This is a genomic window from Streptomyces sp. NPDC042100 (assembly GCF_055582325.1).
Genome location: NZ_JBVJDK010000013.1, coordinates 222,494 through 238,797, shown reverse-complemented (window position 1 = coordinate 238,797; position 16,304 = coordinate 222,494). Strand labels below are relative to the sequence as shown.

12 protein-coding genes are annotated in these 16,304 nt (G+C 72.9%); 9 read left to right on the top strand and 3 right to left on the bottom strand.

What is annotated here, in order from left to right:
* Nucleotides 1–190: 190 nt before the first annotated feature.
* Nucleotides 191–1,069: a lytic polysaccharide monooxygenase auxiliary activity family 9 protein gene (locus tag ACZ6J5_RS28005; RefSeq protein WP_469396051.1), complete on the top strand. Its 879-nt coding sequence runs from the start codon at nucleotides 191–193 to the stop codon at nucleotides 1,067–1,069.
* Between the two features lie 125 nt (nucleotides 1,070–1,194).
* Here ACZ6J5_RS28005 and ACZ6J5_RS28000 read toward each other — a convergent pair whose 3' ends face one another.
* Both ACZ6J5_RS28000 and lon read right to left on the bottom strand, forming a co-directional pair.
* On the bottom strand, nucleotides 1,195–1,797 hold the full coding sequence (locus ACZ6J5_RS28000) for a DUF4240 domain-containing protein (protein WP_469396049.1): 603 nt from the start codon (nucleotides 1,795–1,797) through the stop codon (nucleotides 1,195–1,197).
* Nucleotides 1,798–1,889: 92 nt separating this feature from the next.
* Nucleotides 1,890–4,313 carry an endopeptidase La gene (lon, locus tag ACZ6J5_RS27995; RefSeq protein ID WP_469396048.1) on the bottom strand — a complete coding sequence of 808 codons (2,424 nt, stop codon included), beginning with the start codon at nucleotides 4,311–4,313 and terminating at the stop codon, nucleotides 1,890–1,892.
* A gap of 130 nt (nucleotides 4,314–4,443) precedes the next feature.
* On the opposite strand from lon, the gene ACZ6J5_RS27990 reads away from it, so the two are divergent.
* Both ACZ6J5_RS27990 and ACZ6J5_RS27985 read left to right on the top strand, forming a co-directional pair.
* Entirely contained in the window at nucleotides 4,444–5,079 is a 636-nt protein-coding gene (locus ACZ6J5_RS27990; protein WP_469396046.1) for a GNAT family N-acetyltransferase, read from the top strand.
* A 46-nt stretch (nucleotides 5,080–5,125) separates the two neighbouring features.
* Entirely contained in the window at nucleotides 5,126–5,689 is a 564-nt protein-coding gene (locus ACZ6J5_RS27985) for a hypothetical protein (RefSeq protein WP_469396044.1), read from the top strand.
* A gap of 85 nt (nucleotides 5,690–5,774) precedes the next feature.
* Here the strand turns inward: ACZ6J5_RS27985 and ACZ6J5_RS27980 are convergent, their stop codons facing one another.
* Nucleotides 5,775–6,407, bottom strand: coding sequence for a TetR/AcrR family transcriptional regulator (locus tag ACZ6J5_RS27980; RefSeq protein ID WP_469396042.1), 633 nt, complete (start codon nucleotides 6,405–6,407; stop codon nucleotides 5,775–5,777).
* Nucleotides 6,408–6,554: 147 nt separating this feature from the next.
* On the opposite strand from ACZ6J5_RS27980, the gene ACZ6J5_RS27975 reads away from it, so the two are divergent.
* The 6 genes from ACZ6J5_RS27975 to ACZ6J5_RS27950 all read left to right on the top strand — a co-directional run bounded on the left by ACZ6J5_RS27975 (nucleotide 6,555) and on the right by ACZ6J5_RS27950 (nucleotide 16,298).
* On the top strand, nucleotides 6,555–8,300 hold the full coding sequence (locus ACZ6J5_RS27975) for a glycoside hydrolase family 3 protein (RefSeq protein ID WP_469396041.1): 1,746 nt from the start codon (nucleotides 6,555–6,557) through the stop codon (nucleotides 8,298–8,300).
* 129 nt (nucleotides 8,301–8,429) lie between these two features.
* Entirely contained in the window at nucleotides 8,430–9,497 is a 1,068-nt protein-coding gene (surE, locus tag ACZ6J5_RS27970; RefSeq protein ID WP_469396039.1) for a 5'/3'-nucleotidase SurE, read from the top strand.
* A 100-nt stretch (nucleotides 9,498–9,597) separates the two neighbouring features.
* Entirely contained in the window at nucleotides 9,598–10,287 is a 690-nt protein-coding gene (locus ACZ6J5_RS27965) for a spermidine synthase family protein (protein WP_469396038.1), read from the top strand.
* Between the two features lie 60 nt (nucleotides 10,288–10,347).
* The gene (locus ACZ6J5_RS27960; RefSeq protein ID WP_362483914.1) at nucleotides 10,348–11,082 is read left to right on the top strand and encodes a response regulator transcription factor; all 735 of its coding nucleotides are present in this window, start codon (nucleotides 10,348–10,350) and stop codon (nucleotides 11,080–11,082) included.
* Between the two features lie 50 nt (nucleotides 11,083–11,132).
* Nucleotides 11,133–12,185, top strand: a complete 1,053-nt coding sequence (locus tag ACZ6J5_RS27955; RefSeq protein ID WP_469396083.1) for a HAMP domain-containing sensor histidine kinase — start codon at nucleotides 11,133–11,135, stop codon at nucleotides 12,183–12,185.
* 303 nt (nucleotides 12,186–12,488) lie between these two features.
* Nucleotides 12,489–16,298 carry a multifunctional oxoglutarate decarboxylase/oxoglutarate dehydrogenase thiamine pyrophosphate-binding subunit/dihydrolipoyllysine-residue succinyltransferase subunit gene (locus tag ACZ6J5_RS27950; RefSeq protein WP_469396036.1) on the top strand — a complete coding sequence of 1,270 codons (3,810 nt, stop codon included), beginning with the start codon at nucleotides 12,489–12,491 and terminating at the stop codon, nucleotides 16,296–16,298.
* Nucleotides 16,299–16,304 lie beyond the last annotated feature (6 nt).

The window sequence follows — 16,304 nt, the reverse complement described above, 5'->3', positions numbered from 1 at the left end:
GGCGGCGTCCCCCGGGAGCCCTTTCGCGTCGGGGTCGCGCCCGGCCCGCCGCCCGGCTTTCTCGGACGGACCCCTTGCCCATTGGTATGGACCAATGCGACCCTCGGGGGGCCGGGCGATCCGCAACTCGCCCGCGCCGTGCGCACGTTGCTCACCCCGTACTCCCCCACGCACGAGAGAGAGCTCCGCCATGCCCCGGATCACGACCTCCCGACGGACCGCCGCGGCGGCCGCGCTGGCCGCCGCCGCGCTCGTCCCCCTCACCCCCACGTCCGCCGGCGCCCACGGTGCCGTGTTCAACCCGGTCAGCAGGGTCGCGGCCTGTTACGCGGAGGGCCCCGAGAGCCCCAAGTCGCAGGTGTGCAAGGACCTCGTCGCCGACTCCGGCACCCAGCCGCTCTACGACTGGAACGAGGTCAACATCGCCAACGCCGACGGGCAGCACAAGGCGCTGATCCCGGACGGCAAGCTGTGCTCCGCCAACCGCGCCAAGTACCGCGCGCTGGACTGGGCCCGCACCGACTGGCCGTCCACGGCCGTCGCCCCCGGCGCCTTCGGCTTCAAGATCCGGGCCACCGCCGCGCACTCCGGCACGATGACGATGTACATCACCAAGCAGGGCTTCGACCCCACGCAGCCCCTGAAGTGGTCCGACCTCGACACCGCGCCGGTCGCCGTCTACAACACCACCCGCACCGCCACCGACGGCTACTACGCCTTCAACGGCACCCTCCCGCAGCGCTCGGGCCGTCACATCGTCTACATGGTCTGGCAGCGCAACGACAGCCCCGAGGCCTTCTACAGCTGCTCCGACGTCACCTTCGGCGGCGCCGCGGCCGCCACCGCGACGAAGGCCCAGGCCCCGACCGAGGCCGAGCTCGCCGCGGGCGCGCAGCTCTCCACCGTGAGCCACAAGGGCCACGGCGGCGACGAGCAGCCCCCGGCCCTCTCCGCCGAGACCGCCGAGGCCCCCGCCTCCCCGCTCCCGCTGGCTCTCGCGGGCGCCGGCGCCCTCGCCGCCTTCGGCGCGGGCAGCATCCTGCTGGCCCGCCGCCGCAAGGAGTCCTGACCCCCGGGCCACCCCACGGCCCGGCAGCCCCGCCCCGGTCCGGGCCACCCCACGCCCCGGACCGGGCCGTCCGGGGCCGCTCCGGGCCGGACCGACCTGACCCGGTCCGGCCCGGGGCCGGTCCCTCACCCCCGGCTCGCCCGCCCCCGTCCCCGCTCCGCCCCGCGCGGGAAGAGGGCGGCGAGTCCGGGCATCGCGTCCCGCACCGGCGAGTCCCCGCGCGGCGGGGCCTCCGGGTCCGGCCGCTCCCCGCCCTGGGCCGCGTCCAGCGCGTCGTAGAACGCCTCCCCCTCGTCCGCCACCCCCGTCAGCTCCTCGTAGACCTCCCCCGCCACGTAATCCAGCTCCTCCAGGTCGGGCAGCTCCTCCGACTCGCACCAGGAGTCGGGGCTCCGCCCCGCGAGGCGCCGCACCTCGGGCAGCTCGGCCAGGCTGTCGGGGGACCGCAGGGCCTCCTCGAAGACCTCGCGCCCGAGGCCCACCAGCCACAGCCGGAAGTAGTGGAAGCCGTCGTCGGAGCACCAGCCGTCCAGGATCAGCTCGGCCGCCGCCCACAGGTCCTCCCGGTAGGCCCGGTCACAGGCGGCCTCCAGCTCCACCTGGAACGCCACGCACTCCCGCTCCGTCCCCCGCGCCAGCTCCCCCCGCAGCCACTCCAGCCGGTCGTCCCGCGACCCCGGCCGGTGCCGCAGCTCCCCCATCAGCGCCCAGAAGGCCTTCTCGTCCATGCCAGGAAGCATCGCAGCCGCCACTGACAACGGCGGTGGGGCGCCCTCCACCGGGAAGGGCGCCCCACCGCCGTCTCGTCGCGGGCCGGCCGTCAGGCCGCCGCGCCCACCGCCACCCGCGCCGGGGTGAGGGCGATCTCCAGGACCTGCCGGACGTCCGTCACCGGGTGGACCTCCAGCTTCTCGAGGATCTCGGCCGGGACGTCGTCCAGGTCCGCCTCGTTCCGCTTGGGGATCACGACCGTCGTGATGCCCGCCCGGTGCGCGGCGAGCAGCTTCTGCTTCAGGCCGCCGATCGGGAGCACCCGCCCGGTCAGGGACACCTCGCCGGTCATCGCCACGTCCGTGCGGACCGGCCGGCCGGACAGCAGCGAGGCGAGGGCCGTCGTCATCGTGATGCCCGCGCTCGGCCCGTCCTTCGGGACCGCGCCCGCCGGGAAGTGGATGTGCGCGCCGCGGTCCTTGAGACCGGTGACGGGCAGCTCCAGCTCCGCGCCGTGCGAGCGGAGGAAGGAGAGCGCGATCTGCGCCGACTCCTTCATCACGTCGCCGAGCTGGCCGGTGAGCGTCAGCCCGGCCGCGCCCGTCTCCGGGTCGGCCAGCGAGGCCTCGACGAAGAGCACGTCGCCGCCCGCCCCGGTCACGGCGAGACCGGTGGCGACGCCGGGCACCGAGGTCCGGCGCTCGGCCGGGTCCTGCGCGGACTCGGGCACGTGGTGCGGGCGCCCGATGAGGCCGCGCAGCTCGTCCGGGCCGATGGTGAACGGCAGCTCCCGGTCGCCCAGTTCGTGCTGGGCGGCCACCTTGCGCAGCAGCCGCGCGATGGACCGCTCCAGGGTGCGGACACCGGCCTCCCGGGTGTACTCCCCGGCGAGCCGGCGCAGCGCCGCCTCCTCCAGGACGACCTCGCCGGGCTCCAGGCCGGCCTTCTCCAGTTGCCGGGGCAGCAGGTGGTCGCGGGCGATGACGACCTTCTCGTCCTCGGTGTAGCCGTCGAGGCGGACCAGCTCCATGCGGTCGAGCAGGGCTTCGGGGATGGCTTCGAGCACGTTGGCCGTGGCGAGGAACACCACGTCGGACAGGTCGAGTTCGACTTCCAGGTAGTGGTCGCGGAAGGTGTGGTTCTGCGCGGGGTCGAGGACTTCGAGGAGGGCCGCGGCCGGGTCGCCCCGGTAGTCGGAGCCGACCTTGTCGATCTCGTCGAGCAGGACCACCGGGTTCATGGACCCGGCCTCCTTGATCGCGCGGACGATCCGGCCGGGCAGCGCGCCCACGTAGGTGCGCCGGTGGCCGCGGATCTCGGCCTCGTCGCGCACGCCGCCGAGGGCGACCCGGACGAACTTCCGGCCCATCGCGTGGGCGACGGACTCGCCGAGCGAGGTCTTGCCGACGCCGGGCGGGCCGACGAGCGCGAGCACGGCACCGCCGCGCCGCCCGCCGACGACGCCGAGGCCCCGCTCGGCGCGCCGCTTGCGCACCGCCAGGTACTCGGTGATCCGCTCCTTCACGTCCTCCAGGCCCGCGTGCTCCGTGTCAAGCACGTCCTTGGCGCCCTGGATGTCGTACGCGGCGGCGCTGTCGTCGGTCCGCTCGCTCCACGGCAGCTCCAGCACCGTGTCGAGCCAGGTCCTGATCCAGGAGCCTTCGGGCGACTGGTCGCTCGCCCGCTCCAGCTTCTCGACCTCCTTGAGGGCGGCCTCCCGCACCTTCTCGGGCAGGTCGGCGGCCTCGACGCGGGCGCGGTAGTCGTCGGACTCCTCGCCCTCGCCGCCCTCGCCGTTGAGCTCGCGCAGCTCCTTGCGCACGGCGTCGAGCTGGCGGCGCAGCAGGAACTCGCGCTGCTGCTTGTCGACGCCCTCCTGGACGTCCTTGGCGATGGTCTCGGCGACGTCCTGCTCCGCGAGGTGCTCGCGGAGCTGGGCGGTGGCGAGCCTGAGGCGGGCGACCGGGTCGCCGGTCTCCAGGAGCTCGACCTTCTGCCCGACGGTGAGGAAGGGCGAGTAGCCGGAGTTGTCGGCGAGGGCACCGACGCCGTCGATCTGCTGGACGCGGTCGACGACCTGCCAGGCGCCGCGCTTCTTGAGCCAGCTGGTGGCCAGCGCCTTGTACTCCTTGACCAGTTCGGTCACGGAGCCGGGCAGCGGGTCGGGCAGGGTCTCCTCGACGACGGTGCCCTCGACCCACAGGGCGCCGCCCGGGCCGGTGGTGCCGGCGCCGATGCGGACGCGGCCGAGGCCGCGGATGAGGGCGCCGGGGTCGCCGTCGGAGAGCCGGCCGACCTGCTCGACGGTGCCGAGCACGCCGGTCCCGGCGTAGGTGCCGTCCACGCGGGGGACGAGCAGCACGCGCGGCTTGCCCGTGCCGCCGCGCGCGGCGGCCTGGGCGGCCTCGACGGCGGCCCGTACATCGGTGTCGGAGAGGTCCAGCGGCACCACCATTCCGGGCAGCACGACCTCGTCGTCGAGCGGCAGCACGGGCAGAGTGAGCGGCACGGACGCCTTGGACTCAGAAGCCATGATCTCCCCTTCGGCAGTCAAGTTGAGCTATGTGGACTCAATGCACGTGAGCCGAGGAATGTTCCCCGCCGCCTGTTCGCTCTGAGCGATCACCCCCGCACACCTCGCGAACAGCCGCTGTAATCCCCTCATGGACATAGCATCTATTACATCCTCCTGGGTGGCCGGCTGGACCGTCTCCCGGGGCACCGCTCCCGCCGTCGTCGAGCCCTGGGGCTACCGGATCGAGGTGGGACTGCCCGAGCACCCCTTCCGGCACGTGCTGCCGCACCCGGACGCGGCCTCGGTGGGCGCGCTGTGCGCCGCCGTCACCGAGCCGTACGCCTGGCTCAAGGTGATGGCCGCGCCCGAGGAGGTGGCGACCTGGATCACCGAGGACTGGACCGTCCCCGACGACCCGGGCTTCATGATGACGAAGAAGCTCGACCCGGCGGCCCGGCCCCCGGCCCCGGAGGGCTACGCCCGCACGACGGAGACCCGGGACGGGGTGATCCGGGTGCGGATCCTCGCCCCGGACGGCACCCTCGCCGCGCGCGGGCAGATCGCGCCGACCGGGGCGACGGCCGTCGCCGACCAGATCGAGACGGACCCCGCGCACCGCCGCCGGGGCCTCGGCGCCAACGTCATGCGCACCCTGGAAGCCGCCGCCGCCCAGGCGGGCGCGGAGACCGGCGTCCTGGCGGCGACCACGGACGGCATGGCGCTGTACGACAGCCTCGACTGGTACCACCGGGGGCCGCTGACCGGCATCGTCCGCGCGGCCTGAGCCGTTCGGGCTGCGCGGCGGCGGCCGAGGCGGCATCCTCTCCTCCATGGACAAGAGGTACGGGGCCGCCGCCCTGCTGGCCGCCGCGATCACCGTGGCGGGCTGCGGCCAGGCCCCCGCGGCCCCCGCCGCCTCCGGCACACCGGCGGCGACCACCACCGCGCCGGGCACCGCGCCCGGCACATCGGCCACACCCGGCGCGACCGCCGCACCGGGCACGGCCACCGCACCAGCCACACCCGCCCCGCCGACCGAGCGCCCCGCGCCCCAGGACACCCTGGTCGAGGTGACGGTCACCGGCGGCTTCGCCGGGGTCGACAACCGGCTGGTCGTGCGCGAGGACGGGACCTACACCACCAGCAGGCGCGGCACCGCGGACGAGGGCGGCCGGATGACCCCGGCCGGGCTCGCCGAGCTGCGCGCGGCCCTGGACGACCCGGCGTACGCGCGCGTCCCGGACCGCCCGGCCGGCGCCCCGGTCGCCGACGGCTTCCAGTACACGGTCACCCACGCCCGCCGCACCGTGACGGCGGGCGACCGCGAGCGTCCGCCCGCCCTGGACCGGGTCTTCGGCGCGCTCCCCGACGGCGGCCCGCCGACCGGACGCTAGCCGCGCGGGGCGGCGCCGCATCCGGCGCGCCCCGGCCTCGGTCTCAGGCCCGGCCCGGGTCTCAGGCCCGGCCCCGGCCCCGGCCTCAGGCCCGGATCTCCTCGTACTGGCGCCGCAGGAAGTCCCGTACCCGCGCGGGCATGTCGAGCGCCTCCGGGTCGAGGGCCCACTGGATCTGGAGCCCGTCCATCACCGCGAGCTGCTCGCGGCCGACGGCCTCGCAGTCGGTGTCCACGCGCAGCTCCCCGCGCGCGACGGACTCCTCCAGCAGTTCCACGGTGTGCGCGAGCACGCGCGCGTACCGGTCCTTGAAGTAGGCGTGGGCGGGGTGGCCGACGTTGCCGGACTCGCCGACCAGCACGTTGAACATGCGGACGATGCCGGGCCGCCGGGTGTTGTCCTCGATCAGCCCGACGAGGGTGTCCAGGTACGCCGCGTAGGACGCGGGCTCCTCGCCGAAGAGCCGCTCCACGTCGTGCTCCTCGCTCTGCGCGAGCACCGAGAGCAGCAGGTCCTCCTTGCTGCGGAAGTGGTGCAGCAGACCGCCCTGGGTGATCCCGCAGTCGTCGGCGATCCGGGCCAGCGAGGAGGCGTGGAAGCCCCAGCGCCCGAAGTGCTCGACGGCGGTGTCCAGGATCTTCCGGCGCCGCGCCTCGCCGACCGCGTACCCGCCCCGGCCTGCGCTTCTGCGGGCCGGTCGGCCCTCGTTCTCCGCCATGGCCACACCCTAACGAAGCACCGGAAGACACCCCTCCCCCATGTGACCCACGCCACATCACACAAACCTAGTAGGCACTCGGTTTTCGCGCTTAGCCTGGCCGTCCGATCATTTCCGGTCAGTGACGCACGAGCAGCAGGTACGGATATGCACCCCTACCAGGACCCCACCCGCCCGGTCGACGAGCGCGTCGAGGACCTCCTCTCCCGGATGACGCTGGAGGAGAAGGCCGGCCAGCTCTTCCACTCGATGCTGATGATGAACCCGGACGGCAGCCCGGTCACCGAGACCGATGGCTCGATGCTGCCGTTCACCACCCCGGAGCTCATCGAGGGCCGCGGGCTCACCCACTTCAACCTGCTCGGCAGCCACGGCGCCCGCGAGATGGCCCGCTGGCACAACGCGGTCCAGGAGATGGCCGCCGCCACCCGGCTCGGCATCCCGGTCTCGCTCTCCACGGACCCCCGGCACGCCTTCACCGACAACATCGGCGCCTCCTTCAACTCCGGCGCCTTCTCCGCCTGGCCCGAGGCGCTCGGCCTGGCCGCGATCCGCGATCCGGAGCTGGTCTTCCGCTTCGCCGACACCGTGCGCCGCGAGTACCTGTCGGTCGGCTTCCGCACCGCCCTGCACCCGCAGATCGACCTCGCCACCGAGCCCCGCTGGTCCCGCCAGTCCGGCACCTTCGGCTCCGACGCCGCCCTCACCGGCGAACTCGTGCGCGCCTACGTCCGGGGCCTCCAGGGCGAGGAGCTCGGCCCTGACTCGGTCGCGGCGATGGTCAAGCACTTCCCCGGCGGCGGCCCGCAGAAGGACGGCGAGGACCCCCACTTCCCGCACGGCAAGGAGCAGGTCTACCCGGGCGGGCTGCGCGAGCACCACCTGGAGCCCTTCAAGGCCGCCATCGCCGCCGGCTGCGCGCAGATGATGCCGTACTACGGCCAGCCCATCGGCACCGACTGGGAAGAGGTCGGCTTCGGCTTCAACAAGGGCGTCATCCAGGGCCTGCTCCGCGAGGAGCTCGGCTTCACCGGCATCGTCTGCACCGACTGGGGCCTGCTCAACGACTCCCGGATCTTCGGCGAGACCCACGAGGCGCGCGCCTGGGGCGTGGAGCACCTGAGCGTGGCCGAGCGGACGGCGAAGGCGCTGGACGCGGGCGCCGACCAGTTCGGCGGCGAGGAGTGCCCGGAGGTCGTGGTCGAGCTCGTGGCCTCGGGCCGGATCGCCGAGTCCCGCATCGACGCCTCCGTACGCCGTCTGCTGCGCGAGAAGTTCGTCCTCGGCCTCTTCGACGAGCGGCGGTACGTCGACCCCGACGAGGCCGCGGAGACGGTGGGCCGCGCCGACTTCACCGCCCTGGGCGCCGCCGCCCAGCGCCGCTCCCTGACCGTCCTCACCGACGGCTCGCTGCCCCTGAAGGGGCGGCCGAAGCTGTACGTGGAGAACGTGGACGCCGAGGTGGCGGCGGCGTACGCCGAGGTGGTGGCGACGCCCGAGGAGGCGGACCTCGCCGTCCTGCGCCTGCGCACCCCCTACGAGGAGCGCCCGAACCTCTTCGAGTCCTTCTTCCACTCGGGCTCCCTGGCCTTCCCCGAGCCCGAACTCGGCCGCGTCCTCACCCTCCTCGGCACCACCCCCACCCTGGTGTGCGTCAACCTGGAGCGCCCCGCCGTCCTCCCGGAGATCGCGGAGCGCGCGGCGGCCCTGATCGCCGACTACGGGGCGAGCGACGAGGCCCTGCTCGACGTGGCCTTCGGCCGGGCGAAGCCGGAGGGCCGGCTCCCCTTCGAGCTGCCGCGCTCCATGGCGGCGGTCGCGGCCTCCCGCCCGGACGTCCCCAACGACACGGAGGACCCGGTCTTCCCGTACGGGCACGGCCTGGAGATCTGACAGCACACTCACAGACCGCGGGGCTCCTGACGCCGCCCCGCACCGATCCGGGGCCCTCCCGTGGGGGGCAGGGCCCCGGATCTTTTTCACCCTCAACCTGCCATGCCCATGACATCAAGGGACTCCCTCATGCGCACACGCACCGTCCTCGCCACAGCGGCCGCCACCCTCCTCACCGCCGCCGCCACGGCCTACGCCGCCACCCCCGCCGCACCCACCGCCGCGCGCGCCCCGCTCAGCGGCCTGCGCGTCCTGATCTCCAACGACGACTCCATGCGCGCCGCCAAGGCGAGCAACTCCGACGGCCTCGGCCTCTACGAGCTGCGCCGCGCGATGTGCGCCGCCGGGGCCGACGTCGTCGTGATGGCCCCCTGGCAGGTCCAGTCGGGCAAGGGCACGGCCGTCACCAACGGCGGCGTGGTCACCGCCCAGCGCCGCACCGCGCTGCCGGCCGGCTACGCGGACGACTGCGCGGGCGCGCCCTCCAAGGGCGCGGTCTTCGGCGTGTGCCTGGCCGCCGGACCCTGCGCCGACGACACCCCGAGCGCCACCCCCGCCGACACCGTGAAGCTCGCCCTGCGCGGCGGGCTGAGAGCGAAGGTCGGCTGGCGGGAGGCCCCCGACCTGGTCCTCACCGGCATCAACTCGGGCCCCAACGTCTCGGCCAGCGTCAACGACTCGGGCACCGTCGGCGCCGCCGTCGCCGCGATCGACCAGGGCGTCCCGGCCCTCGCCTTCTCCTCCTCCGGCAACGCCGACAACACCGCCTTCCCGCGCGAGAACTACCGCGCCAACGCCGAGTTCGGCGCCCGCCTCGTCGCGGACCTGCGGGCGCGCTCGCTGCTGACCGCCGAGTTCGCGCTCAAGGTCGACTACCCGGACGTCAGCGCCGGGCAGCGGGCCAAGCCCGCCGTGTGGACCCGGGTCGGCGACGGGGCCGTGGTCTACCACGCCTTCGAGCAGCGCGGCACGAGCGACTCCTTCGACATCGCGCTGGGCCTGTGCCCTTACGACGGCAGCGGCGAGGGCGAGTGCGCCGAGGGCCGGAAGGACGCCGACTCGGTCTGGCTGCTGGACAGGGGACACGTCACCATCGCCCCGGTCACCTGGGACCGCACCTACGGCAGCCCGGTCACGGCCCGCCGGACGCTGAACCGGATCGGGCAGTACGTCGGGCACGACGCGCCCAGGCCGTAAATGGGCGGCGGGCCGCGCCCGCACTCCGTAACGTGTCGGACCCGGCCGTCCGCTCCGGCGGGCGGCCGGGCCGAGCAGCCGGACGAGAACGGAGCGCGCCTTGACGACCACCCCCGTCACCGTCGACCGCCGCGAGGGCCCGTACGGGGAGGTGGTGCTGCGCAGACGCGCCGCGGACGACGGCCCGGTCTACGAGATCATCGCCAACGGGACCTTCCTGATGGACACCTCCGACGGGCGCTCGGAGCGCCTGCTGGTCGACGCGGCGATGGACGCGCTCCCGGAGCCCACCCGGGACTCGGGCCCCTCCGTCCTGATCGGCGGCCTGGGCGTCGGCTTCTCGCTGGCGCACGCCGCCGCCGACCCCCGCTGGCGCCGGATCGCGGTGGCGGAGCGCGAGGAGGCGGTCATCGACTGGCACCGCGAGGGCCCGCTGGCCTCGGTCTCCGGCCCGGCGCTCGCGGACGAGCGGACCGTGATCCTGCACACGGACCTGCTGACCTATCTGCGTGCCTCACCCGACCACTACGACGCCCTGTGCCTGGACGTCGACAACGGCCCGGAGTGGACGGTCACCGAGGACAACGAATCCCTGTACGGGGCCTCGGGGTTGGCGGCCTGCGCGGAGCGGCTGCGGCCCGGCGGAGTGCTGGCGATCTGGTCCGCGCGACCGTCCGCCGATTTCGAAGGGTCCTTGCGGAATGCCGGATTCAGCGGGGTACGGACCGAAGAGATCCCCGTTGCCCGGGGCGTCCCCGACGTGGTCCACCTCGCCGTCCGGCCTGCGTAGCCGGGACGCCGCCGCTACCTCTAGGCTGCTGCACCGACATCGGCGACGCGAGGCGGGGCAATGGAGCAGACACACACCGGTCATCAGGGTGGGGCGACTCCGGGAGCGCAGCGGCGGGTCCTGGTCGTCGAGGACGACGCGACCATCGTGGAGGCCGTCTCCGCCCGCCTGCGGGCCGAGGGCTTCCTCGTGCAGACGGCGACCGACGGCCCCGCCGCCGTCGACGCGGCCGAGGCCTGGCAGCCGGACCTGATGGTCCTCGACGTGATGCTGCCCGGCTTCGACGGCCTGGAGGTCTGCCGCCGGGTCCAGGCCCAGCGCCCGGTCCCGGTCCTGATGCTCACGGCGCGCGACGACGAGACCGACATGCTCGTCGGGCTCGGCGTCGGCGCGGACGACTACATGACGAAGCCGTTCTCGATGCGCGAGCTCGCCGCGCGGGTGCACGTCCTGCTGCGCCGGGTGGAGCGCGCCGCGCTGGCGGCGGTCACCCCGCGCAGCGGCATCCTGCGCCTCGGCGAGCTGGAGATCGACCACGCGCAGCGCCGGGTCCGGGTCAGGACCGACGACGTGCACCTGACGCCGACCGAGTTCGACCTGCTGGTCTGCCTGGCGAACACGCCCCGCGCGGTGCTCTCGCGCGAACAGCTCCTCGCCGAGGTGTGGGACTGGGCGGACGCCTCCGGCACCCGGACCGTGGACAGCCACATCAAGGCGCTGCGCCGGAAGATCGGCGCCGAGCGGATCCGCACGGTCCACGGGGTCGGCTACGCGCTGGAGACCCCGGCACCGTGAGCCGGCCGCGGCGGGAGGACGGCCGGCGCCCCCGGCGGGAGCGGCACCGCATCGTGATCTCGATCAAGACCAAGCTCGGCGCCCTGGTGGTGGGCGCGGTCCTGCTGACCTCGTGCCTGGCGCTGGTGGCGATCCGCACCTCGACCGAGTTCCGCTACATCACGATCTTCGCGATGATCGCGACCCTGCTGATCACCCAGTTCGTGGCGCAGTCGCTGACCGCGCCGCTGGACGAGATGAACACGGTGGCCGGGTCGATCTCACGCGGCGACTTCAGCCGCCGGGTGCGCGGCGCGGACCGGCGGGACGAGCTGGGCGACCTGGCGCTGACGATCAACCGCATGGCGGACGACCTGGAGGCGGTGGAGCGGCACCGCAAGGAGCTGGTCGCCAACGTCTCGCACGAGCTGCGCACCCCGATCGCGGCGCTGCGCGCGGTGCTGGAGAACGTGGTGGACGGGGTCTCCGAGGCCGATCCGGAGACGATGCGGACCGCCCTGAAGCAGACCGAGCGGCTGGGCCGGCTGGTGGAGACGCTGCTGGACCTGTCGCGGCTCGACAACGGTGTCGTGGCGCTGCGGACCCGCCGCTTCGAGGTCTGGCCGTATCTGTCGGGCGTGCTGCGGGAGGCGAACCTGGCGGCCTCCCAGCGCGGGCTGACCACCAGCTCGGGGCTGCACAACCGCACGGACGTCCATCTGCACCTGGACGTGTCGCCGCCGGAGCTGACCGCGCACGCGGACGCGGAGCGGCTGCACCAGGTGATGGCGAACCTGATCGACAACGCGGTGAAGCACTCGCCGCCGCACGGCCGGGTGACCGTGCGGGCCCGGCGCGGCCCCTTCCCGGAGTCGCTGGAGGTCGAGGTCGAGGACGAGGGCCCCGGCATCCCGGAGGCGGAGCGGCACAAGGTCTTCGAGCGCTTCAACCGGGGCGCGGTCCGCGCGCAGCACGGTCCGGGCAGCGACGGCGGCACCGGACTCGGCCTGGCGATCGCACGCTGGGCGGTGGATCTGCACGGCGGGCACATCGGCGTGGCCGAATCCTCACGCGGCTGCCGGATCAGGCTCACCCTTCCGGGCAGCCTTCCGGTCCGGGATTGACGTAGGGTTCGAACCGGAAGCAGGCGTTCTGCGTGTAACCGTACGAGCACTCGTACGAGAGACCCGCATGACGTGGTCAGGAACAGGACAGGGATGCGCGCCCGGGGGGCCGCACCCGCACTTTTCCCTACCCGTACGAGGGCAGAACCACGCTTGTTTCCCGCCATTCATGGCACTGAAACACCCCGTCAAGTGTGACTTGCGCGACGTTGGAGTGCCCGGCCTGCACCTCCCGGCCAGGGAGGCGTAGCCTTTATTTCCGCTGTCCATCACCTTGTGAAGCGGAAGAGGGCGGTTGCCGCCGTGTCGTCTCAGTCCCCCAGTACCCCGAGCTCCCCGACCGACCAAAGCGGGCAGGGAAAGTCTCCTGCCGCCGCCTTCGGTGCCAATGAGTGGCTCGTCGACGAGATCTACCAGCAGTACCTCCAGGACCCGAATTCGGTCGATCGTGCCTGGTGGGACTTCTTCGCCGACTACAAGCCCGGTGCCGCGGAGACCTCCGCCGCCCCGGCCGCCACCACCCCGAGCGCTCCCGTGGCGCCGCAGACGGGCCCCGCACAGGCCGCGCCTGCCGCCGCTCCGGCCGCGCAGGCCCCCTCGGTGCCCGCGCCGGCCCCGGCGCCCGTGAAGGCCGCTCCGGCGGCCCCCGCGGCGCCCGCCGCCGCCGCGCCCGCCCCGGCGCCCGCGAAGCCCGCCGCCGCGGCTCCGGCCCCGGTCAAGGCCGCTCCGGCCGCCGAGGCCCCCGCCGGCCCCGAGCTGGTCACCCTGCGCGGCCCGGCCGCCGCGGTCGCGAAGAACATGAACGCCTCCCTGGAGATGCCGACGGCCACGTCCGTCCGCGCCGTCCCGGTGAAGCTGCTCTTCGACAACCGCATCGTCATCAACAACCACCTGAAGCGCGCCCGGGGCGGGAAGATCTCCTTCACCCACCTCATCGGCTACGCGATGGTGCAGGCCATCAAGGCCATGCCGACGATGAACCACTCCTTCGCGGAGAAGGACGGCAAGCCGACCCTGGTCAAGCCGGAGCACGTGAACTTCGGCCTCGCGATCGACCTGGTGAAGCCGAACGGCGACCGCCAGCTCGTCGTCGCCGGCATCAAGAAGGCCGAGACCCTGAACTTCTTCGAGTTCTGGCAGGCCTACGAGGACATCGTCAAGCGCGCCCGCGTCGGCAAGCTGACGATGGAGGACTTCACCGGCGTCACGGTCTCGCTGACCAACCCCGGCGGCCTCGGCACCGTCCACTCCGTGCCGCGCCTGATGCCCGGACAGTCGGTCATCATGGGCGTCGGCTCGATGGACTACCCGGCCGAGTTCCAGGGCACCTCCCAGGACACCCTGAACAAGCTGGGCATCTCGAAGGTCATGACCCTGACCTCGACCTACGACCACCGGGTCATCCAGGGTGCCGCCTCCGGCGAGTTCCTGCGGATCGTCGCGAACTTCCTCCTCGGCGAGCAGGGCTTCTACGACGACGTCTTCAAGGCCCTGCGCATCCCCTACGAGCCGGTCCGCTGGCTCAAGGACATCGACGCCTCGCACGACGACGACGTCACCAAGGCCGCGCGCGTCTTCGAGCTGATCCACTCCTACCGGGTCCGCGGCCACGTCATGGCCGACACCGACCCGCTGGAGTACAAGCAGCGCAAGCACCCCGACCTGGACATCACCGAGCACGGCCTCACCCTGTGGGACCTGGAGCGGGAGTTCGCGGTCGGCGGCTTCGCCGGCAAGTCGATGATGAAGCTCCGCGACATCCTCGGCGTGCTCCGCGACTCGTACTGCCGCACCACCGGCGTCGAGTTCATGCACATCCAGGACCCGAAGCAGCGCAAGTGGATCCAGGACCGCGTCGAGCGCCCGCACGCCCGCGTGGAGCGCGAGGAGCAGCTCCGGATCCTGCGCCGCCTCAACGCGGCGGAGGCCTTCGAGACCTTCCTGCAGACGAAGTACGTCGGCCAGAAGCGCTTCTCCCTGGAGGGCGGCGAGTCCGTCATCCCGCTGCTCGACGCGGTCATCGACTCCGCGGCGGAGTCCCGCCTCGACGAGGTCGTCATCGGCATGGCCCACCGCGGCCGGCTGAACGTCCTCGCGAACATCGTCGGCAAGTCGTACGCGCAGATCTTCCGCGAGTTCGAGGGCAACCTCGACCCGAAGTCGATGCACGGCTCCGGCGACGTGAAGTACCACCTGGGCGCCACCGGCACCTTCACGGGCCTCGACGGCGAGCAGATCACGGTCTCCCTGGCCGCCAACCCCTCGCACCTGGAGGCGGTCGACCCGGTCCTGGAAGGCATCGTCCGCGCCAAGCAGGACGTCATCAACAAGGGCGGCACGGACTTCACCGTCCTGCCGGTCGCCCTCCACGGTGACGCGGCCTTCGCCGGCCAGGGCGTCGTGGCCGAGACGCTGAACATGTCGCAGCTGCGCGGCTACCGCACCGGCGGCACGGTCCACATCGTGATCAACAACCAGGTCGGCTTCACGGCGGCTCCCGAGTCGTCCCGCTCCTCCATGTACGCCACCGACGTGGCCCGCATGATCGAGGCGCCGATCTTCCACGTGAACGGCGACGACCCGGAGGCGTGCGTCCGGGTGGCGCGGCTCGCCTTCGAGTTCCGCCAGACGTTCAACAAGGACGTCGTCATCGACCTCATCTGCTACCGCCGCCGCGGTCACAACGAGGGCGACAACCCGCAGTTCACCAACCCGCAGATGTACACCCTGATCGACAAGAAGCGCTCGGTGCGCAAGCTGTACACCGAGTCCCTCATCGGTCGCGGCGACATCACCCTGGAAGAGGCGGAGCAGGCGCTCCAGGACTTCCAGGGCCAGCTGGAGAAGGTGTTCGCGGAGGTCCGCGAGGCCACCGCCGCCCCGGCCGCCCCGCAGGTCCCGGACGCCAAGCCGCAGTTCCCGGTCGCCGTGACCACCGCGGTCTCCGCCGAGGTCGTGAAGCGGATCGCCGAGTCGCAGGTCAACGTCCCGGAGCGGGTGACGGTCCACCCGCGGCTGCTCCCGCAGATGCAGCGCCGCGCGGCCTCGATCGACGACGGCACCATCGACTGGGGCTTCGGCGAGACCCTCGCCATCGGCTCGCTGCTGATGGAGGGCACCCCGGTCCGCCTGGCGGGCCAGGACTCCCGTCGCGGCACCTTCGGCCAGCGCCACGCGGTCCTGGTGGACCAGGAGACCGGCGAGGACTACACCCCGCTGCTCTACCTGACCGAGGACCAGGCCCACTACAACGTCTACGACTCGCTGCTCAGCGAGTACGCGGCGATGGGCTTCGAGTACGGCTACTCGCTGGCCCGCCCGGACTCCCTGGTCGTGTGGGAGGCCCAGTTCGGCGACTTCGTCAACGGCGCCCAGACCGTCGTCGACGAGTTCATCTCCTCCGCCGAGCAGAAGTGGGGCCAGACCTCCGGCGTCACGCTCCTGCTGCCGCACGGCTACGAGGGCCAGGGCCCGGACCACTCGTCCGCGCGTCCCGAGCGCTTCCTGCAGATGTGCGCCCAGGACAACATGACGGTCGCCATGCCGACGCTGCCGTCGAACTACTTCCACCTGCTGCGCTGGCAGGTGCACAACCCGCACCACAAGCCGCTCATCGTCTTCACCCCGAAGTCGATGCTGCGTCTGAAGGCCGCGGCGTCGAAGGTGGAGGAGTTCACCACCGGCGGCTTCCGCCCGGTCATCGGCGACGCGACGGTCAACCCGGCGGACGTCCGCAAGGTCGTCTTCTGCGCGGGCAAGGTCTACTACGACCTGGAGGCCGAGCGGGTCAAGCGCGGCGACACGGAGACCGCGATCATCCGCCTGGAGCGCCTGTACCCGCTGCCGGGTGCCGAGCTGCAGGCCGAGATCGCCAAGTACCCGAACGCGGCGAAGTACATCTGGGCCCAGGAGGAGCCGGCGAACCAGGGTGCCTGGCCGTTCATCGCGCTCAACCTGATCGACCACCTGGACCTGGCGGTCGGCGCGGACATCCCGGCGGGCGAGCGCCTGCGCCGGATCTCCCGCCCGCACTCCTCGTCCCCGGCGGTCGGCTCGGCCAAGCGCCACCAGGCCGAGCAGGCGCAGCTGGTCGCGGAGGTCTTCGACGCCTGAGCCGTC